This window comes from Sphingobacterium sp. JUb56 (assembly GCF_014191365.1).
Lineage (GTDB): Bacteria > Bacteroidota > Bacteroidia > Sphingobacteriales > Sphingobacteriaceae > Sphingobacterium > Sphingobacterium anhuiense.
The window spans coordinates 2,158,456-2,180,973 of the sequence record NZ_JACHWL010000001.1 but is presented as its reverse complement, the minus strand read 5'-3'; the positions used below and the strand labels follow the sequence as shown (position 1 = coordinate 2,180,973).

General features: G+C 38.5%; 21 protein-coding genes. 11 read left to right on the top strand and 10 right to left on the bottom strand.

The window, feature by feature from the left end:
• Window positions 1-2 precede the first annotated feature (2 nt).
• Together FHR29_RS09030 and FHR29_RS09025 are read left to right on the top strand one after the other, a co-directional pair.
• Window positions 3-1,361 (top strand): RagB/SusD family nutrient uptake outer membrane protein, encoded by a 1,359-nt coding sequence (locus tag FHR29_RS09030; RefSeq protein WP_183913957.1) that lies wholly within the window; start codon window positions 3-5, stop codon window positions 1,359-1,361.
• Between the two features lie 17 nt (window positions 1,362-1,378).
• Entirely contained in the window at window positions 1,379-2,632 is a 1,254-nt protein-coding gene (locus FHR29_RS09025; protein WP_183913955.1) for a TlpA disulfide reductase family protein, read from the top strand.
• Window positions 2,633-2,711: 79 nt separating this feature from the next.
• On the opposite strand, the gene FHR29_RS09020 is transcribed toward FHR29_RS09025, so the two are convergent.
• The 3 genes from FHR29_RS09020 to FHR29_RS09010 form a co-directional block, all read right to left on the bottom strand.
• On the bottom strand, window positions 2,712-2,942 hold the full coding sequence (locus tag FHR29_RS09020; RefSeq protein WP_183913953.1) for a hypothetical protein: 231 nt from the start codon (window positions 2,940-2,942) through the stop codon (window positions 2,712-2,714).
• A 780-nt stretch (window positions 2,943-3,722) separates the two neighbouring features.
• A complete protein-coding gene (locus FHR29_RS09015; protein WP_183913951.1) occupies window positions 3,723-4,709 on the bottom strand; it encodes an AraC family transcriptional regulator in 987 nt (328 codons plus the stop codon).
• A 70-nt stretch (window positions 4,710-4,779) separates the two neighbouring features.
• Complete coding sequence (locus FHR29_RS09010; protein ID WP_183913949.1) at window positions 4,780-5,172, bottom strand: hypothetical protein; 393 nt, start codon at window positions 5,170-5,172, stop codon at window positions 4,780-4,782.
• Window positions 5,173-5,445: 273 nt separating this feature from the next.
• Between FHR29_RS09010 and FHR29_RS09005 the strand changes: the two genes are divergently transcribed.
• Together FHR29_RS09005 and FHR29_RS09000 are read left to right on the top strand one after the other, a co-directional pair.
• The gene (locus FHR29_RS09005) at window positions 5,446-6,669 is read left to right on the top strand and encodes a hypothetical protein (RefSeq protein WP_183913947.1); all 1,224 of its coding nucleotides are present in this window, start codon (window positions 5,446-5,448) and stop codon (window positions 6,667-6,669) included.
• Between the two features lie 108 nt (window positions 6,670-6,777).
• The gene (locus tag FHR29_RS09000; protein ID WP_183913945.1) at window positions 6,778-7,095 is read left to right on the top strand and encodes a helix-turn-helix domain-containing protein; all 318 of its coding nucleotides are present in this window, start codon (window positions 6,778-6,780) and stop codon (window positions 7,093-7,095) included.
• A 162-nt stretch (window positions 7,096-7,257) separates the two neighbouring features.
• On the opposite strand, the gene FHR29_RS08995 is transcribed toward FHR29_RS09000, so the two are convergent.
• Window positions 7,258-8,112: a class I SAM-dependent methyltransferase gene (locus tag FHR29_RS08995; protein WP_183913943.1), complete on the bottom strand. Its 855-nt coding sequence runs from the start codon at window positions 8,110-8,112 to the stop codon at window positions 7,258-7,260.
• A gap of 652 nt (window positions 8,113-8,764) precedes the next feature.
• On the opposite strand from FHR29_RS08995, the gene FHR29_RS08990 reads away from it, so the two are divergent.
• The 3 genes from FHR29_RS08990 to FHR29_RS08980 all read left to right on the top strand — a co-directional run bounded on the left by FHR29_RS08990 (window position 8,765) and on the right by FHR29_RS08980 (window position 10,268).
• The gene (locus tag FHR29_RS08990) at window positions 8,765-9,406 is read left to right on the top strand and encodes a DUF6266 family protein (protein WP_183913941.1); all 642 of its coding nucleotides are present in this window, start codon (window positions 8,765-8,767) and stop codon (window positions 9,404-9,406) included.
• 67 nt (window positions 9,407-9,473) lie between these two features.
• Complete coding sequence (locus FHR29_RS08985; protein WP_183913939.1) at window positions 9,474-9,923, top strand: DUF5675 family protein; 450 nt, start codon at window positions 9,474-9,476, stop codon at window positions 9,921-9,923.
• Between the two features lie 120 nt (window positions 9,924-10,043).
• Window positions 10,044-10,268 (top strand): hypothetical protein, encoded by a 225-nt coding sequence (locus tag FHR29_RS08980; RefSeq protein WP_183913937.1) that lies wholly within the window; start codon window positions 10,044-10,046, stop codon window positions 10,266-10,268.
• Window positions 10,269-10,528: 260 nt separating this feature from the next.
• Here FHR29_RS08980 and FHR29_RS08975 read toward each other — a convergent pair whose 3' ends face one another.
• The gene (locus FHR29_RS08975; RefSeq protein WP_183913935.1) at window positions 10,529-10,942 is read right to left on the bottom strand and encodes a helix-turn-helix domain-containing protein; all 414 of its coding nucleotides are present in this window, start codon (window positions 10,940-10,942) and stop codon (window positions 10,529-10,531) included.
• Between the two features lie 102 nt (window positions 10,943-11,044).
• Between FHR29_RS08975 and FHR29_RS08970 the strand changes: the two genes are divergently transcribed.
• From FHR29_RS08970 to FHR29_RS08955, 4 genes are all read left to right on the top strand, one after another.
• On the top strand, window positions 11,045-11,206 hold the full coding sequence (locus FHR29_RS08970; protein WP_183913933.1) for a hypothetical protein: 162 nt from the start codon (window positions 11,045-11,047) through the stop codon (window positions 11,204-11,206).
• A 118-nt stretch (window positions 11,207-11,324) separates the two neighbouring features.
• The gene (locus tag FHR29_RS08965) at window positions 11,325-12,125 is read left to right on the top strand and encodes an SDR family oxidoreductase (protein WP_260291988.1); all 801 of its coding nucleotides are present in this window, start codon (window positions 11,325-11,327) and stop codon (window positions 12,123-12,125) included.
• Between the two features lie 3 nt (window positions 12,126-12,128).
• A complete protein-coding gene (locus FHR29_RS08960; protein ID WP_183913932.1) occupies window positions 12,129-13,139 on the top strand; it encodes an NADP-dependent oxidoreductase in 1,011 nt (336 codons plus the stop codon).
• Window positions 13,140-13,290: 151 nt separating this feature from the next.
• On the top strand, window positions 13,291-14,103 hold the full coding sequence (locus FHR29_RS08955) for a helix-turn-helix domain-containing protein (RefSeq protein ID WP_183913931.1): 813 nt from the start codon (window positions 13,291-13,293) through the stop codon (window positions 14,101-14,103).
• On the opposite strand, the gene FHR29_RS08950 is transcribed toward FHR29_RS08955, so the two are convergent.
• From FHR29_RS08950 to FHR29_RS08930, 5 genes are all read right to left on the bottom strand, one after another.
• On the bottom strand, window positions 14,100-16,544 hold the full coding sequence (locus FHR29_RS08950; protein WP_183913930.1) for a TonB-dependent receptor: 2,445 nt from the start codon (window positions 16,542-16,544) through the stop codon (window positions 14,100-14,102). The two genes, FHR29_RS08955 and FHR29_RS08950, sit on opposite strands and share 4 nt — an antisense overlap.
• Window positions 16,545-16,963: 419 nt before the next feature.
• Entirely contained in the window at window positions 16,964-17,731 is a 768-nt protein-coding gene (locus FHR29_RS08945) for a DUF4382 domain-containing protein (protein ID WP_183913928.1), read from the bottom strand.
• A 606-nt stretch (window positions 17,732-18,337) separates the two neighbouring features.
• Window positions 18,338-19,705 (bottom strand): alginate export family protein, encoded by a 1,368-nt coding sequence (locus tag FHR29_RS08940; protein WP_183913925.1) that lies wholly within the window; start codon window positions 19,703-19,705, stop codon window positions 18,338-18,340.
• 30 nt (window positions 19,706-19,735) lie between these two features.
• Window positions 19,736-21,133, bottom strand: coding sequence for an amidohydrolase family protein (locus tag FHR29_RS08935; RefSeq protein ID WP_183913923.1), 1,398 nt, complete (start codon window positions 21,131-21,133; stop codon window positions 19,736-19,738).
• A 92-nt stretch (window positions 21,134-21,225) separates the two neighbouring features.
• Window positions 21,226-21,867: an isochorismatase family protein gene (locus FHR29_RS08930; protein ID WP_183913921.1), complete on the bottom strand. Its 642-nt coding sequence runs from the start codon at window positions 21,865-21,867 to the stop codon at window positions 21,226-21,228.
• Window positions 21,868-22,518: the final 651 nt, after the last annotated feature.

Sequence of the window (22,518 nt, the reverse complement as noted above, 5' to 3'; positions counted from 1 at the left end):
TCATGAAAATGTATATTTTTATTTGTAGCATCTATACGATACTGTTTTTTAGTGGCTGCACTGATTTTTTAGAAGTGAAGCCTGATGTTAAGATGGTTATCCCTAAGAGTTTGGAAGATGCCGAACTTTTGATCAATGATTATTCGACGATGAATACAGGCTATCCTATATATGGAGAATGGTCTGCCGATGAATATTATGTGAATGCAGAGACATTCGATGGGTCTATGAATTTTGATCAACGGAATACCTATATCTGGCAGGATATCATCTACGATGATGTTGTGCAATGGCAGAGACCCTCTAAGGTTATTTTTAATGCCAATCAGCTTCTTGATATCTTAGGTAAGGCCAATGGGAACGTCGATGTTGAAAGAGTCAACAAACTGAAAGGTATTGCACATTTCTTTCGTGCATTTGCCTTTCAGCAATTGGCTGAAGTATTTGCTCCGGCTTATCATGCAACTACCGCTCAAACTGAGATGGGAATTCCATTGCGACAGTCACCTGGGATTGATCAACCATCAACACGTGAGTCGGTGCAGGAAACTTTTGATCAGATTATAAAGGATTACAAAGATGCATCTAACAGATTACCAATTGAAGAGGGGATAAGGGGTAGACCTTCTAGAGCTAGCGCTTATGCTGGATTGGCAAGGACTTATTTATACATGGGTAGCTTTGAAGAGGCTTATCATTATGCAGATTCTTGTCTGCAATTGAAAAGTGAACTGATGAATTTTAACGATTTAGATGTGAATAAAGATTTACCGATTTCAAGATTCAATGTAGAAGTTCTTTTTGCCGCTACTTCTGCAACTGCAGGCCCTATGAGTCTCCTCAATGGGTTGGTTGATTCTACGCTTTATCGTAGCTATTCTTCCATGGATTTGCGCAAAGCAATTTTTTTTCAGACCAACACTTATCCAGTAAACTCTTATGGTTATAAAGGGAGCTATGATAATGCCATGGCCAACCTCTTTGTTGGCCTTACCACTAGTGAAGTCTATCTGATCAAGGCTGAAGCTGCTGCACGGATCGGAAAAATAGATGAGGCTTTAGTAGCATTGAATACTTTGGGCGAAAAAAGGTTTGTCAGAAATCAATATGTTCCTCTAACAGAGCAAAATCAAACACTGCTATTATCTATGATTTTGAATGAAAGACAAAAGGAGTTAGTCTTTCGTGGCCGCCGTTGGTCTGATCTCAAAAGATTGAATTTGGACCCTAGATTTCAGAAAACCCTGAAGAGAGAAATGCATGGTGCCGTCTACCAACTAGAGCCTAACAGCCGCAAATATGCCTATAGATTACCTGAAATAGTAGTCAATAATGGAAATTTACCTCAAAACATTCGCTAACTATTTAAAAAAATAACATGAAATATTTAAAACTAATTGCCACTACCTACCTGATCATGATCACGGTTATTTATGCAAATGGGCAAACAGATAGAAAAACAGATTTAAGTAAAGCTCTTAAAATAGGAGATACTTTTGTCCCGCCAAACGCTATTCAACAGATGCGGGGTGTAGGAACAGGTATTGATCTTAATAAATTAGCCGGCAAAGTCGTCATACTAGATTTTTTTGATACTTATTGCGGAACCTGTATTCAGTCGATGCCTAAGTTGCAAAAGCTACAAAATAAATTGAAAGATAAAGTACAGATCATTACGGTTGGATGGCAGGATCAGGCTACTTTGAACAAGTTTTATGCAAGCAATCAATTTTTAAAGGAAAATAAAGTTAATCTTCCCGTGATCTATGCGGATAGCTATTTAAAAGAACGGTTTCCACATCAAGGTGTACCTCATGTTGTATTCTTGTATAAAGGAAAAGTACAGGCAATAACAGGAAGCGACTTTATAACTGAAGAGAATATATTGACTTTATTCGAAAACGGCACGATTGATTTACCGCTAAAGGATGATTTTGGAAAAGGAGATCTGATGGGGGAAAGTAAAAATGGAAAACAGTTAACTGGGATGGTATCTCTTTCCGGTTATCAGAATGGGGTTCCTTTTGAATCCTTTAGAAGACAAAAGGATAGTTTGAGCGAATTGCAAAAAACGTCTTTTTACAACGTTTCTATTTATAGTGCTGTTTTATCTACTTGGGCTAAAATAGAAAAGGCTGACTATATCCCGAGACCAGAACGATTGCTGCTGAAGGTTAAAAATCCGAATCGTTATCTCGATACCTCCAGTATGGGTAATGTATGGTATACACAACATGCAATTTCATACGAGCGCCTGGACTCCATCACACGTACTGATTCCGCTCAGGCAAGAATTGTATTGCAAGATATACATAGCTTCTTAGGAATCCGAACGTATAAAAAGATGCATAAAATGAATTGTCTTATTCTGAAACCCTGTCCTATTGAGCCCTATAAAGGAGAAGCTCCTTTGAATGCAATGGCTTATGATGGAAGTTCCGTACTTGCAGTAATGACTGATTTGGGAAGGCAATTTCCCCCAGTACTGGACAAAGTCAACACAGATACTAAAATTACGTTAGGAGCTTATAACAATTTGCAGGAATTGAATGAACAATTAGCTCATTACGGTATCAAAGCAGAGATTGGGATAGGGGAGCAGGAAGTATTGGTAATTGAAGAGCTTGAGTAACATAAAACAGAATAGGGTATGAATCGTCATACCCTATTCTTATTTTAGCATACTATTAGTGCATTATAGCACTGATTTGCTATCTCGTTTTCAACCGCACATTTGCACCATTTACCTGATTTTGCAAAGAATTGATAATTTCATTTTTCAATGCACTCGTGATATTTGGTTGACCACCGTTATCATCTGCCTGTAGAGCACACATTTGTTCTGTTGGGCTTGTACATGATGGAGGTGTTGAAACTGGCGCAGCGTAGTGCGCTGGATTTGACGGGTCTGTGCCCGTGAATGGAAACCATTGTGTTGCCATGCTTTTAAAATTAAATTTTATCAATAATTGATATAAATATTTCGTATATTCATATCGGTTCAAATCGATCATCCTACGTGTTGAAGGATGGCCACGTAAAAGCTTCCGCGCATCGGAGGCTTTTATTATTAAAGTGGACTTTTATTTCCTGCCCCGGCCACCGGGGAATGTCGCAAATTTGCGACGGTAGTGTTTCATACCTGTTCTGTTAATCATGACATTATTATTCATATATAAACCTATATTCTTTTTACTCTTTTACTATCTATTCATAATATCGTTGCTTTAATAGCTTATTATGATTTGCAGCTTGTTTTTAATGTAGGCACTTTAAAGCGCTGCACTAATGCTTCTATAACCGGAGAATTTGCTATCTTTTTAATACTTCTGAATAACAACAACGTTCCAAGTGGACCTTGCTACCCAGCGCAAGTTGATCGCGAACCCTACAGCGGTATGCTGATGACGGGCAGCTTGTTTCTAAGCTCGCACGGCGCGGATGGTGTGGTAACCGATCTGGATATCCGACTTGGTCTGTCTGTTGTTGGATTTTCATGTTTGTAATTTTTGTTTTTCTTCGGTATTGGTATTTCTTATTGCTGTTCCTATTTTAGATTTTTAAAAATCTCCAGCTCCCTGGGAGCCGGAGATCGCAACCAATTATAAACCTAAATTATGATACCTCTTTTTATTTCCTGTTTGGTTATCTTACTCAAAGATAGGGGAGTATAGGGGCGGGGAAGTTAACCTAATCGGTCAAATGAGTTGCCCGGATCGGTTTTATTTGTTTTTTTGATAGGTCTGTGCTGTATAACCGGTCTCCCGTTTAAAAAAACGGCAAAATGAACCCTGATCTTTGAAACCGCATGTCAGTGCAACATAGAGGATTTTATTGTTCGGTAGAAGTGTTTTAGCTTTATTTAAACGGACTTCTTTCCTGAAAGTATTGAGATTGGTGCCGTAATGCACGATATGCAATTTGTTGAGATAGTTTGGTGCACATTTGAGCTTGCCGGAAATTTCGGTCAGCGTGATATCATCTTCTTTGGTTTGGAAATGATTGATTATCATATCCCGGGCACTATCGACCAGCATACGGTTGGGGTGGTGCTGCTCATAAACATGTCTCATCTTACGGATACTGAGATCAAAGAGTGCCTGCAATATATGTAAAATACACAGCGCTTTGCACACTTTGCCTTGAAGAAGCATATCGTACAGTTCAACGTGCTTCTCATGGGTCTGTAGACCGGCTTTGAAGTCTATACTCGCGACCAGATGGGGGAGCTGCCGATGAAAGGCATCGAGCAAAGGCCGGATAAATTCGGGTTCACCGCTGTCTGCAGCAAACAGAATATCGGGGTGGAAGCAGAAGCCGTAGATGAGGTAATGTCCTCTTTCGAGATGGAGCGTGAACCGGTCCGTAGGAGTGTACAGATACACTCCACGGCCATCCAGTAAAGGAAATGTCTGTGCATTGCTTCGCTGTGTGAGCGTACCTTTTCCTTTGATATTCATCATATGGTAGAGCTGGACAAATGGAGTTTTTATCTCAAAATGGATCTGCGTAGGCTGATCGATCTGAAAATCATAGCAATAGACAGTGCCCACCAGTGTATGGAGGATCTCTTCCTGGATTGCGGTATCGCCACCTTTCCAATGACGGGTCTTCGCGCTCGGAAGATGGATAGTCCCATCACTGACCGAACCTGGGTATTCGATCAGTTTTGGTTCTATCCCAACAAGTTCATAATAAGCGTTTTTCATAGTTTAGGTCTAATTTTGGGAATTAAAGAAAGGGATTGGGATCGGAACAATATTTCTTTTTTTTAAACTATTACTGGCGATATCTGATCGTGATGGAAATGGGTAATCGAGGAGCGAAGGACTGTTCAGCATCTGTTTCCGAAGCATCATTGTTAATCAGATTCGGATCAAGAACGATGAGATCTTTAATATCTTCATCTTTTGCAGGTGTATATTTTTGAAAGTGTACATGCAGTCCCGCTTCCCATGTTTCGGCAATTTTATTTCCTAGTTCTGTTTTGAATTGAAGGGTCATACTGGAAACGTAAAGCTGTTGGCTGATATCTAGATAAAAATTGTCCAATAACAGTGTAGCAAGGTCTGTCCGTGCAAGGTTAATGATGACTTGCCGGGCTATGGAACTTAAAGAAAATACTTCAATCTGAAACGCGTTTACTCCTTGATTATCAAAATTTTTTTTCATGACAATATTTATTTGTTATTAATGAATTACAAATAAAAACACATTTAATGATGTCGTCAAGAATGTTTTAGGTTGCTTTTTGCGAATGTTCCCGTTTGGGAACATTTATTTTTATCACCTATAGGTTTTTTAAATTAACTTTCATGCTTACAAGGATTTATTTTGATTTAAAAAGCAGTCAGTTTTATTTTTTATATTTAAAATAAGGTGCTATATTTATCTATTGTGTCGTTTTATTAAACTTATTTTCCTAAACCATTTATAATATTTTTGATGCGCATTTTAAAACCGAGTTCTAACACGATTTATTATGTGTTAGGTATAATTATTTTTGCTTTTCTGATTAATCTTGGTAGTGCTTTACCTGAACCGATGTACCGTCTGAAAAAGCCGGTTATGGTCTTGACAATCCTTTTTACAATCCCCTTGACATTTCTCTATCTGTATTATATCTCCTGGGTACAGTATCGACTGTTTACTTTTTCTAAAGGCACAAAGAAAAGACCGTTATGGTCGACACTTCCTCTCTTTTTATTTATGACTGCAGGATTGGTATGGGTCTTTCATATGCTGTTACTGTACACGGTGGTCGTAGGCAGATCGACAGCTTCTCTGTTCTCAAAAGCGTACTTCGCAGCTGATTTTTGGTTCTTCATTATACCCGTGCTATTGTATTGCCTGTATTTGTTCTTTAAGCCTGAGCGTACTCTTTTTTCTTTTGGAAAATTGGAGGAGCTGCAGAAAGAGAACCATTCGTTACAATCTGTCAATCATAATTTGATTGATTTAAAAGAGCAATTAATAACAGAGAATACGGATCTGTTGGTCCGTAAACAGGCCGTAAAGAGCCAATATTATAAATTAATTGCCAACATACATGAACATGATCAAGCAGCACAGCAGTTGCGGATTGAAAATAAGGAATTGAGCTTTGAAGTAGAACAGCTGCGGGAAAAGACCGAAAAACTGGAAGATCAGGTAACGGAAATGCCGTTACATAGCGAACGTGATGAACTGCCTCTCCTGTGGCTTGAAGAACGAAGCGTAGATGTGCTGCTTCAGTATATCTGCGAACAGAAGTTTTGGATGAATCCAGTACAGGATCATACTAGATTTGTGCTTGAGCTGGTTATCATTGAACGGGTTGAAATAGTCTATTTCGGTATTTATGCAAATGGTAAAAAGTGGCTGTTGCCCAATGATGCAGTTGAGGCATTGTTAAATAATCCGTGGATCGTCAAATTAAACAATAAAGCTTTTGTGAATATGCTTTACTGTAAAAAAAATATGCTTTCCGTTATAAAAGGAAGTAAGATAAAACGGGTTGAACTGATCAGTTTTTTTAGAACTCAGCTGGATGAAAATCTGGATACAAAACACATAGATGAGTTGCTCGAAACCGAACGGCTGCGATCTAATTTTGAAAAATTTTGGGAATATGATCGCTTGCTGAAAATGGATGCTTCAAGATTGTACGATACGTTTCGTTCAAATTGAGCAGCGATAAAACAAATTGTTCAATCGCTTTAGGTAATGGGTTTGTAAGTTTTACAATCTTGACTTTTGAATCCATGGATCCGGTACCGGGCATTTACACTTTTTTTTATGTTAAGTTTAATAAAACGAATCTGCCAGTATCTGGAAATCATCATCAATTTGCTGGAAGAATCTTCCAAGCGGGTAAATGGATCCTTACCTGTCCAAACACAGTATCAAGCGCAAGGTGAAAAGGGGGAATTTCAACATCCCGAACTATTGGATATCCAGCAGGTGATTGAAATTCTTAATATTTCAACTGCAACCTATTACCGTTGGGTGCGGCAGGGAGAACTGATACCGCGGAGAAAAGGAAAGCGCCATTATTTTTATAAAGAAGATTTGTCACAGCAACTGGAGGAGGGCAGAAGAAGAGGACGGATCTGATCTGGAATTACTTCTTTTTAAGTAAAAATAAAGCATTTCAACAAGAGTGTTGAAATGCTTTATTTTAAAGTTTCTCTATGCTGATTTGGTATTCAGTAATAGGGAATCTGCCTCAGTAAAAAGGTTATTATTTAAGTTGAATTTTCAACTTCAGGATCTTTATCAAAACTTAAAACTAATTATTTCCATAAAGCCACTCGTTGGTTGAATGTAAATTTTGTTTTCCCCATATAATGTTTTTTCCATGGCCTGTGTTGAATCAGATGTTATTATATTTCCTTTAAAAAATTGGATTAATCCAGTGATATCAAAGGTATGATAAACCATGATTGGCCAGCCTAAGCCTTTTTCCAGCGAACGAAGCATGAGTCGTGATTTCTCCCGATTGCTTTCATGAACAGCTTCAAATGGTATAACGTAATCCAGTATTACCGCTTTCTGTCCATCAGCGGCGGCTAATTTTTCAAGTAATGTACTGAACTTATCCCGGCTGATGTAATAAACAAAACCCTCCAGTAAGAATATTGTCGGAATTGATGAATGATAACCCATTTTTTTCAATTCAGCCAACAAAGGATCAATATCGGTAGCATCATGTGTTATCAGCTTTAATTTAGCAGTATCACCGATCAATTTGGTGTACATAGCACGTTTTTCGTCCATCGATTCCATGTCCACTTCAAAAATAGTCTCGATTTGGTCACTGTATTGCTCTAGCAGATAAAGTGAAAGTGGATCAAGACCAGCTCCTAAAATACAGACCTGGAATTTTGGGAATTGCTTAGCATAGTCTTCGAAAAGATGGCGGATGTACCGCTTTCTAAGTATTGCGATTGACTCGGAATGTTCGAATACTTGTTTAAAACTCTTTACCAGCGATTCTCCTTCTGAAGTATCGATATTTTCTACATATGCCTGGCATGTTTTTCCGTCTCGATAAAGTTCACTGGCTAAACAAAGCACTAAACTGGCTGTCGGTGAAATTTTAAATTTACTTTTCAAGGGTTCGCTTATCATGATTAAAAAAGGTTGTAGTTGAAGGTATAAGGGTTTTTCTATTGATCTTTACTATTACAATAATACCAAATAAAATGAAATTGTAAATAATTGTTTTGCAATATTTTTACAAATATTACCTTATAGTATTGATTACTGAGGAATAATCCTGATTCAATAATTTTAACTGGATCTGCAATTGAATAAAAGAGGATGAGTTTAGATGATCTGAAATGATCTGTTCTTAGATTCTGAACCTATCATGCTAGATCACTTTTTTATAACCTTTGTTCGGGAACGGTTCGACTGCTGTTCGAGAGCGATTCGACTGTTGTTCGAGACAGGTTCGAGACTTGCTCGGGTACGCTTCGACTGCGGTTCGACTGGGCTTCGACAAGTTGTCGAAGAACTGCCGAACACCTGCCGATAAATTGTCGAATCTATCCCGATTCAGTCTGGATTTAAGACCAAACCTGGTTCGAAGGACCACCATTCTTGATCTCTTTTCTTGTCCTAATACGGCCGATTTTGATCGGCAATGATAGGGTCTTCTCTCATCTGCTATCATACACGATCATTACTCTTTTTCCTTTGATTTTGCTTCTACTTTAGTTCTCGATATCAGCAACGACCGGCATGCAGGTCACAATGTAAACAGTTTAAAATTAATACAATGGCAAGATTTTTAAAAGGTATTGTAGGCGCGTATTCAGGTAAAGTGGGCAGCGTCGTAGGGAGTTCATGGCGAAGTGTCGATTATGTCAAATCGCTACCAAAAATGACAGGTAAAAAGGCTTCGGTTGGTCAGATGGAACAGCGTACAAAGTTCGCTTTGGCGGTTGCTTTTCTTTCGCCGATCAAAGATGTGCTCAACCTGGGTTATTCGGATAAACTGCAGGGCAAAGCTACAGGGTACAACAAAGCATTGCAGTTTTTGCTTAACAACGGCATAACAGGGACTTATCCGAGCCTGGAAATTGACTATTCGAAGGTGGTGATTTCCAAAGGTGCGCTTTCCAATTTAATGGGCGTAGAATGGGCCGAAGTTAATGCGGGTGAACTGGAGATTTCTTGGTCTCCGGAAATCAATAAGTTCAACGCTTTTGCAGATGATTCGGTGGTGTTGCTCATGTACAATAAAACGAAGAATTTCTTCAGTATCATGGAGTCGGCAACGCGTTTGGATGCATCTTTATCGCTGCCTTTACCGGTCAGCTATACGGGTGATACTTTGGAAGGGTGGATCTTCACGGGGCACCGTGATGGCATCAAAACTTCGTTGAGTTACTACCTAGGTGAACTGGTTTTAGCGTAACCTGTACATCTGTTTTTAGGGAGGTGAACTGCTGGTTCGCTTCCCTAATCTCTAAAATCCAAAAACGATGAACTTAAAATTAATCCGTACTCAACAAGGCAAGGAAAGTACCTTGTCTGAATTATACCTCGATGGCGAATTTGTCGGCTACGGTCTGGAAGATGCGGTTCGCGAAACGAAAATAAAAGGAAGCACCGCGATTCCGTCTGGCAAATACCGGCTTGGCTTCAATACTTATGGTGCTATGAATGCACGCTACCGCAAAAAATTCCCAGAGCTGCACCGTGGCATGATCGAGATCATGGATATCCCAAATTTTAGCTATGTCTATATCCATATCGGCAATAATATCGGAGATACCTCCGGATGTGTGCTGATCGGAAATAAAATGGCTTTAGTAGATGGTGATTATGAAATCTATCAGTCTAAAAAGGCGTACGTATCGCTCTATGAGAAACTGTTGGCAATGATGGTGAAAGGGGAGGTGGGGATTGAAATTACGCAGTCGGAATACTAGGCCTTTTGGATAAGCCTTCGGCTGTAATGTAGTGACGAAGTGAATGAGTAACGCAGTGACTAGTGACGATCTCACCTCATAACCTTCTCACCATTTTCTAACCTTCTAACTTTTAAACAAATGAAAAAGATAATTCAAAAAATAAGCCGGGCGCTACAGGTAGTGCTGATGGCGCCGATTAAACTGCCGGGAAAGGCACTGAATATTATTAAATACATCGCTCTGGGGCTTGGTGTGGTGGAGACTGTGCTGGATGATAAGGACGAAAAAGGAGAGGAGGAGTTACCGCCACCAGAGAAAATTCTGCCTAATCAAGAAAAGGAGGTGCGGGATGAAATGGAATGATATCCGTATCGGTACTCTTGGTGGTACGCTCTGTTCCATCTGGGCAAGTTTTTCGCTCGCTGATGTTACGCATACTGCCTTGATGGCTGTGGTCGGGACGGTCGTGAGTTATGTGACTAGTCGACTTCTAGGGAGAATAAGGAAAAAGTGATCATGATGCAGGAGCAGGCAACTAGGTACTTGCTCCTGTAAATATGTTAAGGAGAATTCAACTTTGCTAAACTATATTTAGGGTATAGTATCTTATCCTATAAAAAAAATCAAGGGTTTTTTACAAAATCCAGTAATATCTTCTTCTGTTTTTTTACAAAACCTTCTTTGTCTTTTTTTACAGCATTAATAATCTCTTTCCGTTCAACGGGTATCGTGTAATATTTATCTGCCCATAATTGCATTTCAATCAATAATGGGAGTAAATCTATTCCCTTTTTAGTAAGTGTGTATAATACTTTTGCTTTACTTTCCGGATGTTCTAATTTACTGATCAAACCATTTTCTTCGAGCATCAACAATCTTGAAGCCAAGATATTCGTTGCAATCTTTTCCTCAGATTTTAAGAAGTCGCCATATGTGCATTGCTTCGATAGCATCAAATCCCGGATGAGCAGTAATGACCACTTATCTCCTAAAATATCTAGTGAACAGCTGATAGGGCATTGCGATCTATTTTTCATAATAATGTACTTTTTTAAAAAAACACTTGCATTTTGCAAGTTGATATTTATATTTGCACTTGCAAAACGCAAGTAAATTTACGATTTTAAATTATTAATACCATGGAGAACAGTGCAATATTTGATTCTTACCATAAAAATGGATTACAATTACGGAACCGTATTGTGATGGCTCACATGACCAGAAGCCGTTCTGATAATCCCGAAAATAAAGCAACTGAGCTAACGACACTTTATACAAACAGCGTGCTTCTGCCGGATTAATCATTACAACTGGTGCATATTCGCAATCAGATCTGCACAATGGAGAAAAGCGTTTGGCACCTTCGGATGTAAATCCAGGGCAGCAGGTTTTTACTACGGGTTTTCATTTTGTTAACGAATGAAGAACCACTTTAAGCAATTTATATCAATTATGGAATTAAAAGGAAAAACAATACTAATAACAGGGGGAACATCTGGAATAGGACTGGAGGCCGCAAAACAATTTTTAGAAAAAGGTGTTCATGTCATTATTACAGGACGAAATCAAGCTAAATTGGATGCAGCAAAAGCAATGTACCCCGGCGTCATTCCGATTAAAAGTGATGTCGCTTCTGAGGAAGAAGCACAGTTACTCTTTAAGGAAATCGAAAAACTCGGTGGAATAGATATTTTATATAATAATGCCGGAGTTGGAGTCGAACCTTCTAATCTCGGGATTTCAAATGTAAAACATCTGCAAGGAGCCGCCTATGAGATGAATATCAATTATTTAGGAGTTATTCGTTTGAATAATCTTTTTCTTGATATGTTGAAGTCAAGACCTGAAACTGCGATTATCAATACCACATCGCTGTTGAGTTATGTACCTTCTTTGCTTGAGGCAACTTACTCATCATCGAAGACTGCGCTTGCATTTTATACAACAGCTCTACGTGCACATCTTGGAATTTTAAAAAGCCATGTGAAAGTATTCGAGCTTGTTCCACCACTTGTTGCTACAGCAATGACTGTAGATAGAAATGATCCTAAATTAAGTCCCGAAGAACTGGTAAAAGCTTTAGTTGCTGGATTAGAGAAAGACCGCTTTCACATTCGAGTGGGCTCTTCCAAATTGGTTTATATTTTAAACCGTATCTTCCCTAAACTAACTTTTAATCTTGTTAACCCGAAGAAAATAAATCCCTTATTAAAATCCTGATCAATGAAAGCATTTCGCATTAACCGCTATAGTAAAACGGATACCTTAGAATTTGTTGAAGTTCCGGCACCCAAGACTAAAGAGCATCAAGTATTGGTTGAAATCTATGCTGCCAGTATCAATCAATTGGATGCTAAGTTAAAGCATGGCGATTTCAAATTATTATTGCCCTATAAAATGCCTCTTATTCTAGGTCACGATGTGGCAGGTGTTATCGTGCAGGTTGGTTCAAAAGTGAATAACTTTCAGGTAGGCGATGAAATCTATGCTAGGCTTCCCGATTTTAGTATTGGTGGTTTTGCGGAATATGTTGCCATAGATGAAAATGATATTGCTTTAAAACCGACGAATATGACGATGGAAGAGGCCGCTTCCATACCACTCGTCGGATTGACCGGCTGGCAGGCTCTTGTTGAAATTGCTCAGATTAAAAAAGGTCAAAAAGTATTTATTCAGGCCGGATCGGGTGGAGTAGGAACGATTGCTATTCAATTGGCTAAATATTTGGGTGCGACGGTGGCGACCACTGCGAGTAAAAATAGTTTTGATTTATTACAGTCGCTCGGTGCAGATCTTTTGATTGATTATAAAACTGAAAAATTTGAAGATATAATCAGTGATTATGATGTTGTATTGCATAGTCAGGATACCAAAACATTGGAGAAATGCTTCGGTATTTTAAAACCAGGAGGGAAAGTTATATCAATCTCTGGTCCACCTACTGTAGATTTTGCTCAAGATCTGGGTTTAGCCTGGTATATGAAATTAATAATAAGTTTATTGAGTAGGGGCATAGAAAAAAAAGCAAACAAGCTGAAAATTGACTACACTTTTCTATTTATGCGCGCAAACGGCCAACAATTAACCGAAATAACCAAATTGATTGAAGCTAATCAGATAAAAGCAATTATAGATAAAATTTTCCCATTCGACAGCACCAATGATGCACTGACCTATGTGGAAAGTGGTCGCGCAAAAGGCAAGGTTGTCGTGACCAGATCTTTAAAAGATTAATCCGCTTGGATATAGTGACATGAATCAATGGAGAAAAATCTTTGATTTTATATTCAAGAAGATGGATGATCATGGATTATAGGTTGAGGTTCTTATTAATTTGTTTTGAAATGTAAATTTTCACAGTATTGTTTACTATAATTGTGAAGCAATGAAAGATCGAAAAAAGATAGCAATAAAAGATAAACTGGATGTTCAAAGGTTAATAAAAGTTGTTGATTTTGACCTGTCCAAAAATATAACTAGACCGCATAAGCATAATGGCTATTTAGAGCTTGTTTTTCTATCTTCTACGTCGGGGAAGCATATAATTGATGGTCAGGAATCAATTATAAAGACACCTTGTTTACTCATCATTCAGAAAGATAATGTACATCATTGGGAGCTGGTCAATCCGGTAAAGGGTTTTGTACTGTTGGTAAAAGATGCTTTTGTGAGCCAAAGTTTGGATCTGGAAATAAATCGGCTGGTCGGTACTATTTGTCACTTCAACACCATATACTTCGATAAAGGTGTTGTTTTTGAAAATCTATTGAAGCTTTTGGCTGTGGAAGATAATAAAATTTGCCAAGAAGGCTTGTTTAAAGCTTTCTTGGCAAAAGTATTAGAATATAAAGCCAGTTCAAAACAGGCTAAATCTACGCAGCAAAATCTTTATGACCGATTCTGTGAATTACTAGACAAAGAGATCAGAGTGGTAAACCATGTTGCCCACTACGCTTCTCAGCTGAATACGAGCCCGCAAAACCTCAGTGCTAACTGTAAAACGAATGCCGATCAAACGGCGTCGGAGGTATTAGCAGGGTATATTATTAAGGAAGCCAAAAGACTATTGTTCTACACTGCAAATTCGATATCAGAGGTGGCATTTGCCTTAGGTTTTTCTGATAAATCAAATTTTTCTAAATACTTTAAACGTTATACGGGTATGACTCCTTCTGAATTCAAAAAATTAGAAAACTAAAATTCTTTTTCTCCAAATTCGCTTTTCGGTAGTTTAAATAACTTATTCAGTTTATGCATATTGAAGCTTAGATTAAGCAAAACTATATTTTTTTCATAAATGTAATTTGTCGTAGTGTAGAAGTCACTGGAGTAGGTGGTAATCCGCTGTTCGTTTACACCCCAGTCACCAAGCTCAATGAATTGCCATTGCAATTGAGCCGTTAGTGCTCCCTTCCAAAAAGCTTTGCTTAAATTAAAGTTCGGTACGATAAATCGGGAGTCCATACCCTGTACGGTAGGTTTTTCTGATAAATAATTTATCTGTAGTCCTGTACTCCAGTTTTTTAAGAAATCAGCCTGAATACCAGCATTAATGGAGTAGACCCAGTCCTGATTTGTTCTGGTATTCTGATAATTTAAGACCTGTCCTGAAATTTTGTAATGGTATACATTTAGCCCACCATTAACCTTCAGCCAAGAAATCAATCGACCTTCGCCACCTAGCTCCGCACCATATCGAGAGGCATAATCGGCATTTGTAAAGACACGGCGAAGAATGGTATCTGCATAAACGGAATTTACTCTTTGGATCGGATTTTTAGTGTGTTGGTAATAGCCGTTGAAAAAAATGCTTCCTGTTTTTAGTTTTTTAATCAGTCCGGTTTCGGTATTTACAGTGAACTCGGGTAATAATTCCGGATCTCCCTGTTCTAAGGTTTCGGAGTGTTCCCGTTCTGGAATAGGATTCAGCTCAAAGTTATTGTTACGTTGCACCCGTCTGGATGCAGCTACTTTCCATGACCAACCGGATCCCATATCGTGCATTAAATTAAAGGTTGGATATAGCTGATGAATAGCATAGGGATATTTCTGATCCGTATGGAGTAAATGCAGATCACGCTGGTAATATTCGTAGCGGAGACCAAGGGACAGCTGGGTAGCTGAAAATTGCTGATTATACTGTGTGAAAATAGCATGTATACGATTGGTCGCAGTTAGTTTACCAGTAAATTCTGGAACTAATTGCTGGTTGCTGCTGCCATTTTGAGAAGCGTAATAGTCGAAACTTCCTTTTTGGTTATCGTTCCTTAACTGGTAACCGGTCGATAATTCCTGATGATCAGATTTCCAGGTGTGCTGTAGGGAAAGTCTTAATCCATGAAGTGGATTTTTATACTTATTGTGGGTCCACTGTACTGTATCGAGATCATGCTCGATATTTCCATTTTTGGTTGAGCCATAAATATGAGCATATTCATAGATAACACCCATTTGAAGGGAATTAGCGGTGTTGATTTGATATTGATAATTAAAATCGAACATGTAAAATTCTCCTTGTTTATTCTGGAGATTAGAATTGAAATAGTCTGTTCGGCCTATTTCCTCACCTGTAGATGGACGGATGGTCCTGTTGTTATAGTAAATATCGGCAAGTCGATCTTGAAATTTTCGGGAAGCTAGCATACCTAAGCTCACAGCATGTTTGTCAGATATTTCGTAGGAACTGTTTACTCTCATGCCGAAGTTATATTTATCAAAGCTTCTTTCACCTTTTGAAGGAAAAAAGGTCTGACGGTCCCCAATGACCGTATTGACATCACCTTCCCTAAATCCAGCATTGTCATTTCTGAGATAATTTACGGCACCATTTAATGCTAATTTTTTCTTTTTGTATTGGAAACCAATGTCGCCTCCAAAACGCTTTTGTGATTCACGATTATTATAGTCATCTATACTCGGTAAACCTGCTTGAAGATTGACTAACCAGGAAAGCCCATCGGCAGTAGATTTTTTTGTTTTCAGATTGATGATACCACCTTTGCCATCCGGATCAAACTGGGCGGTAGGACTGGTGATATATTCTATTTCGGTGACATCGTTGGCCGCTATCTGATTTAAGATAGTTGCAGGATCCAGGAAAGAGGGTTTCCCATTTATTAATACAATGACACCCGTGTTACCACGCATGCTGATATTGCCACTCGCATCAACCGATGCTGAGGGTAAATTTTTTACAATATCCAATGCAGTGCCACCTATGGCATTTTTGTATTGACTTGCCATATACGCCTGTCTGTCACTACTGTGTTTTTGTGTTGCTGTATGGGCAGTAATGCTTACCTCTTGAAGATTTTGTCCAGCTGCAGCCAGTAATAGGGTTCCAATATCAATTTTCTTTTGATCCTTGATTTCAATAGACCGGTGTATTTGTTTGTAACCAATGAATTTGACATTGATTTTGTATTTTCCCTTCTTGATATTGGAAAATCGAAAAGCTCCAAGTGAATCTGTCATCATTCCATCGATTACTTTGTTGTCGGCATCAAGTAGACCAATACTGGCATAAGGTATTGGACTGTTTGATAAGGAGTCTTTAACCTGACCGGAAAGCTTTATGCTCTGGGCAATTCCAAATTGAACTGTTAATAAGAAGTAAAGTGCAATTAAATATCTAATCATCGGGCTTAAGTTTGGGCAAAAGTAGAAAAGATAAAAAGCTTTATGCCCAAGATCGCATATTATACCCCAATTTTTTCAAATGCACTTTTTTATACAGTATGTTATCTTTTTTTTATCATAAGCTTACTTTTAGCAGTCTAAATATTTTGCATGTACGATTCTGTAATTCCAAATCCTTTTACACTTTTTCAACTTAACTTTCTGTTAAACCCGCCACGGCAAATTGAGATTTACAATAAAAATAGGTGATAGCATACTCGTTTTTCTATATAATTAGTGCTTTTATTAGCATTAAATACTCTCTTCAAATTTTCTCCAGGCACAAAAAGAGTGGGAAAGGAGATGGGAATCAAAAAGAAAGGAGCCTATATGACATAAGCTCCTTTCTTTTATTAGATGTGAAAGTCCAGTACGGTTTTTTATTGTACCGATATGTTTCCGATATCTTTAACACTTCCTTTTACAACTTGAACACCTTCAACACTTTTGTTGAAATAACCAGCTGCCGAAGGTTCGATATTTACCTTATAGGTTCCTTCTGGCATTCCTGGGAAATAAAATTTTCCTGCGGAATTGGCTAATGTTCCTACAGTATCTGTCCCGCTGATTGCAAATACATGTGCCAATGAAGCCGCTGGACTAATGGTACCTGCTATCGCTCCAGAAACAGCTACAGGAACTGCACGGATAACAGGTTTAAGCAGATATCCACCATTACCTGTTTTGACAATAGATTTTGAAGCATCAAAATCAAGTAACAACGTATAGGCTACATTAGGAACCAATTCGTCCTGAACTTTAATTTTAACACCAGAAGATTGTCCACTTGGTGTCTTTAGTGGATATGCAATACCATCAACCCAAATTTGATTTCCTTCGTCCTCAAGCTTGAGTCTGATTTCTTGGATCATGCCCGACGGTACATCATCGCCTGCGATTATGGTGTCTTTTCCCATCGTATAATCCAAGATATTAAACGGATCCCCGTCAACATCGATGCGCTCAGTTCCTGAACTCGTGCGAATTTCAATTTCATCAATATTCAAATGAATTGCATCATAATAACCGGGTGCGTCTGTTATTTTAACAGTCACGGGGGTTCTTTGTGTCGACGGATTATCGTCTGTGCCACAGCTGCCAAGCAACGAAACAGTTGCAAGGGCAACAATAATTGAATTGATTTTCATAGTTAGTAGTAACTTAATTCCAAACGGTTTTGCAAATGCTATGCCAAGTGCTGAATAGCTCTCTTCGTTGCATAAAAAAGTTATGGAAATAAGCCCAAAATTATTGTTCCAAGCTTTATTAATGGCTCCCCAATGTACTATATAAGAATAATACTGGTCTATTTGAAAAAACTGTGGTATAATTTAAATGTCGGTCAGTTTTAAATATGACTTTTCTATCTCACGGGAAATTTAAATCACTTGAATCTACTGGAATGGCAATTTCGAAGTTATCTCTGGCAGCAGTAAAAAAAATCATATCCGTATTGGAACTTTAGGAGGTGCGCTGTGCTCGATTTGGGCGTGCTTCTCTATTGGCGATGTCCTGTTTGCTTCACTGATTGCCGTAAGTGATACAGCCGTGAGTGATACTACAAGCGATGAATTGGAAAGAGTAAGAAAAAGGCTCTTAGCAATAAAAAAGCTTATCTATAATATATAGGCCTTTTTATCTTTGGATCCAACTTAGGTTTGATGTACCGGTGGAATATTTTATTTGCTGATTGTCACTTAAAACATTAGATTGTAAATGGATTCGCTTAAATGAAACCTGGCAATATTTTCTTTTTAAAACGAGAATTCGGCACTCAAGACGATGTGCAACATGGTCTTATTTCTACCGCTGTCGATAAGAAATGCGCCCGGGCAAATGATATTGGACTCCAGCTCTAAATTTAGATAATTATTGGGTTTGTATCCCGATAATGCCCCGATCTGATGGGCGATAAAACGCCTGTCATTAAGATCGTCATACTCTATCCTTATCGATGGATTGTACAGACCATCATGTACTGAATAGCGCCAGAATACGTCATAATCGACTTCAAAGAAAAATTTGTTAATTGTCATATTTGCGTAGGGGTGTAAGTCAAAAAAGTTGGAAGGAGTGAAGCTGGCGACACGACCAAAATAGGCTCCTCTTGGATAGAAGGGATCGAATGTGTTATTTATTTTATCATCTGGATCTATATCGCCACTGATGATGTTTGATTTTACACCAATTGCTACGGTATTCTGTGCAATCGGAAATTGTTTTTCGAGCTGAAATGCAACTGCCCAAGCGCTAATTTTTTGGTCGGATATGCTTCCGAACTGATAAAAATATTCATTGTTGAAATTAAATGAACCCAGTTTACCAAAATGTCTTAAGCCAAGGAGTGCTCTTCTTTCGTTACCCGCAACATTACTATACGCAACGTCATTATCTTTTTGATACGTAATGTAGGCATCAAGAGCGTGTTGCTCATTGATATGGGTTGTCGTGTAAATGGAACTTAGGGTCTCATTAAAATCTAGAAATTGATTATCAAAGATACCTGGTTTCACATTACCCGTTGCTCCAAAAAAGACCAGAGCTTTGAAACCTTTGTTTTGATATTGAACCTGGGCCACATCAAATGATCTTCTTACTCCTGGACCTTCCCGCGGATCAACTACCCGTCCGGTTCCTAATTTTAAATTTTCCCTTCCTATACCGACTTTAAATTTGGAGCTTAACTTGTATTTGATAAACAACTGATTGATATCCAGTTTTTCCCGATCTACCGGACTCAGGTTATCTTTTCCACTGGCATGACTGCTTAATATTTCCCCGAAAACCTCACCATTTTTGAATTTGAAGTGTGAATGTGCCAAAAATCTATTGAGCGTCCATATTCTTTTGCCATTATCGACATCAACAAACTGCTGGTTTTTAAAAGTTTCAAGCTGCAGTCGCCAGCTTCCACCGAAAGAGATCGTGCTATGTTCAGAAAGGCGGACCAATTTTGATCTTTGGTACAAATCTTTTTTTTCGTTGTCAATAGTCAGAAGAGTATCTATATGATCCTGCTGTCTGAGTAAACTAAAGTCATAGAGGCTCTTATTCTGCGCCTGTGTATTCTGTAGCGTTATAGAATATAAAAAAAGCGTTAGGAAGTAAAGTTTTGGATCCATTTCTGATTTTCTTAAAACGGTGTTTACCTGCTATTGTGCTTCTACTTGTTTTTGAATCTTTTCAGCCAGCTCCTGCGCCTGTTTAAGCAACTGGTCAGCATCCTGATTTGTCAGTTTACCGTGCTCTTTTAATATTTTTCCTCCTACCATGACGAGATCTACATTTGCCGGTGTTGCCGCCTCAATTAGCAATCTTTCGGTCTGGCTGTTTGATGAAAAGTTGAGATCGTCTTTCCTCATCATAATAAGATCTGCTTGCTTTCCTATGCTGAGGGAACCCGTGATATCATCGATCCCTAAAATCTTAGCGCCATTGATGGTCGCCATCTCTAAGAGTTCATAGGGATTCATATAGAACTCGTCGTTTGTTGTGGCATTACCTACATTTTTCAATAATTTTAATGTCGAGAACAGGTTTCCGTCTCCGCTCAGTGCGACAGTGTCGATGCCCACACCGGTTAAGATATGATGTTCTTTTAATGTTTTAATGGGTGGAAATCCATAGCCGACACGCATTTCTGAGTAAGGTGTCATGGTAATGGAGCTCCCTGCACGAGCAACATAAGCTGCTTCTTCTTTGCTAATGGCATTACCATGGATAATGTTTACATCATTGTCCAATAGGCCCAAAAGATGCAGTTTTTCTATTTCTCCTTCACTTTTATGGACTTGGGAAGAGGCATGGATGACAATGCGCATTCCTAATTTGCGTGCCGCAGCCCAGTCTTCTCTGAGTTTGGGGTATTTGACCGAACGGCTACCGAGGTCGACCTTTATTTTATTATATTTTTCTTCTTTTACAAGCGCTAATAATTTCTTGATGTCTTCAAAATTAGTGGGATCACTCTCGGTCATGTCCCGGTGGTCTCCATATAAAAATTGACCTCTTATGCCCATTTCTGCAAATGCATCGATACCCGCCTTTGCATGTTCGTAGCTTCTTGTATTGTGATTAAAATCACTTAAAGAAGTGATCCCCGAATTGATTGCTTCCGCAAGGGAGTATTTTGAAATGGTTTTCATGTCTGCTGTGGACATTAATCTTGAATATTTGACCGACATCGGAAAATAGCCTTGATCTTTGGTGTAACCGGGCATGCTCCGCATGATGGAAGTCCATAGGTGCCAATGGCTGTCAATAAGTCCTGGCATGACCACTGCATTTTTTGCGTCAATGACTTTTGCTCCGGAAGGTACAATCAGGTCTGGACCTATTTTCTTTATAATGCCATTCTCAATCAGGATACTTGCTTTAGGGAGGTGTCCTAAGCTCTTGTCCATAGTCAATATTTCTGCATCTTTGATCAGGTAAACCGTGCTGTTCTGAAGCGGTTGCGAATACTGTCCAAATACATCAGGATGACTACCGATGAGTATGGCGCTTAGCGATGCAAGGGAGGTGTTTTTTAAGAAAATTCTTCTATTCATGAGTGCAGTTTTTTAGGTTCATGCCTGTTAAAAAACGGAATAATTCTTATTCAGAATTATTCCGTTTTATTAGATTAGATGTTTTGGATAACTTATCCTTTCTCTTCTCTTGCTACTTCCTGAGCCTTGCTGTAGCTCTCGATGAGTGCCTGGTAGTTAGGCATTACTGCAGAAAGTGCCTGCGCATAAGTGTACGCATCTTTGTGTTTCCAGGTTTTCAGGATCTCGCTAATGACAGCTGTGGTAGTGATTGGGATCACGCCGGCCAACTGTAATCTAGCGATTGTTACCTGTGTAGATAACGGGCTCATATCTCCTGAGGCATCTATGATGGCAAATACTTCATATCCCTCGGCAATAGCCGAAATTGAAGGAAAGGCCACACACACACTTGTCAATACGCCTGCAATGAGTAATTTTTTCTTACCTGTAGCTTTTACTGCTTCTACAAACGCTGGTGTATCCCATGCATTTACTTCTCCATTTCTGCCGACGTAAACTGCATGTGGTGCGATCTCATGAATCTCGGGCATCAATGGACCATTAGGACCCTTCGGTTCTGAAGCTGTGGTAATGACCGGAATATTTTCAATGGCTGCTATGCGAGCAAGAGCAGAGACATTGGACCTTAAGGTAGGTACTTCGATATCTTTGACCGTTTGAAATAGACCACTTTGATGATCGATTAATAATAATGCGACATCGTCAGCATTGATTCTTGTGATAAGTGACATAATTTTAATTGTTATTTGTTAAACCATTATTTTGAACAGTATTGTCTTTAAACTCAAATTTCTAATCTTTGATGATACAAACTTAAAGTTCATTTTTTGTGTAAATATTAATCTATGACAAGAAAAGCTTCAAGTATTTGGGTTATTTTCTCAATTGATATCATGATTATTTTAGCGTTAATGATTCCTCATAAATGTTGAAAAACAGGGCTCTGGATTGGTGATACTGTAATAGATCTCATTGCTCTTTAAAATTAGGTGCTGAAGATCTGGTAAAAAAAACTAGTATACTCAATATTCGGAATTTAGATGATGAAGTGTTTTGCGGTATGCGCTATTTCGTTTTGAGTTTCTTTGTTGTTGTTTGAGGTTGTTAAGTATATTGTTTTTCAGTTGTTTATATTCATTTATTCGATTTATTAATTTCCGAAATTATAAAAACAATAGCGGTCTTTCGTGTGTTTCAAGCATATCCTTATTTAAGTTTATGTCCTAAGTTTGTTATGCAATTTATGGACTGGAACTGCTTTATTTTATAAGCTGTCTAGAGAAGAAAATCCCCGATTTTGAGTTTAATATTGAACGCTGTGTTTTACTTTTTATAAAAATGATGGGCTAATGCAATTCTTAATGTAGATCAATATTTTGACC

Bases quoted from the DNA above. Each gene is read 5' to 3' on its own strand.
- FHR29_RS09030 (WP_183913957.1), top strand. From the start codon at position 3: ATGAAAATGTATATTTTTATTTGTAGCATCTATACGATACTGTTTTTT.
- FHR29_RS09025 (WP_183913955.1), top strand. From the start codon at position 1,379: ATGAAATATTTAAAACTAATTGCCACTACCTACCTGATCATGATCACG.
- FHR29_RS09020 (WP_183913953.1), bottom strand. From the start codon at position 2,942: ATGGCAACACAATGGTTTCCATTCACGGGCACAGACCCGTCAAATCCA.
- FHR29_RS09015 (WP_183913951.1), bottom strand. From the start codon at position 4,709: ATGAAAAACGCTTATTATGAACTTGTTGGGATAGAACCAAAACTGATC.
- FHR29_RS09010 (WP_183913949.1), bottom strand. From the start codon at position 5,172: ATGAAAAAAAATTTTGATAATCAAGGAGTAAACGCGTTTCAGATTGAA.
- FHR29_RS09005 (WP_183913947.1), top strand. From the start codon at position 5,446: ATGCGCATTTTAAAACCGAGTTCTAACACGATTTATTATGTGTTAGGT.
- FHR29_RS09000 (WP_183913945.1), top strand. From the start codon at position 6,778: ATGTTAAGTTTAATAAAACGAATCTGCCAGTATCTGGAAATCATCATC.
- FHR29_RS08995 (WP_183913943.1), bottom strand. From the start codon at position 8,112: ATGATAAGCGAACCCTTGAAAAGTAAATTTAAAATTTCACCGACAGCC.
- FHR29_RS08990 (WP_183913941.1), top strand. From the start codon at position 8,765: ATGGCAAGATTTTTAAAAGGTATTGTAGGCGCGTATTCAGGTAAAGTG.
- FHR29_RS08985 (WP_183913939.1), top strand. From the start codon at position 9,474: ATGAACTTAAAATTAATCCGTACTCAACAAGGCAAGGAAAGTACCTTG.
- FHR29_RS08980 (WP_183913937.1), top strand. From the start codon at position 10,044: ATGAAAAAGATAATTCAAAAAATAAGCCGGGCGCTACAGGTAGTGCTG.
- FHR29_RS08975 (WP_183913935.1), bottom strand. From the start codon at position 10,942: ATGAAAAATAGATCGCAATGCCCTATCAGCTGTTCACTAGATATTTTA.
- FHR29_RS08970 (WP_183913933.1), top strand. From the start codon at position 11,045: ATGGAGAACAGTGCAATATTTGATTCTTACCATAAAAATGGATTACAA.
- FHR29_RS08965 (WP_260291988.1), top strand. From the start codon at position 11,325: ATGAAGAACCACTTTAAGCAATTTATATCAATTATGGAATTAAAAGGA.
- FHR29_RS08960 (WP_183913932.1), top strand. From the start codon at position 12,129: ATGAAAGCATTTCGCATTAACCGCTATAGTAAAACGGATACCTTAGAA.
- FHR29_RS08955 (WP_183913931.1), top strand. From the start codon at position 13,291: ATGAAAGATCGAAAAAAGATAGCAATAAAAGATAAACTGGATGTTCAA.
- FHR29_RS08950 (WP_183913930.1), bottom strand. From the start codon at position 16,544: ATGATTAGATATTTAATTGCACTTTACTTCTTATTAACAGTTCAATTT.
- FHR29_RS08945 (WP_183913928.1), bottom strand. From the start codon at position 17,731: ATGAAAATCAATTCAATTATTGTTGCCCTTGCAACTGTTTCGTTGCTT.
- FHR29_RS08940 (WP_183913925.1), bottom strand. From the start codon at position 19,705: ATGGATCCAAAACTTTACTTCCTAACGCTTTTTTTATATTCTATAACG.
- FHR29_RS08935 (WP_183913923.1), bottom strand. From the start codon at position 21,133: ATGAATAGAAGAATTTTCTTAAAAAACACCTCCCTTGCATCGCTAAGC.
- FHR29_RS08930 (WP_183913921.1), bottom strand. From the start codon at position 21,867: ATGTCACTTATCACAAGAATCAATGCTGACGATGTCGCATTATTATTA.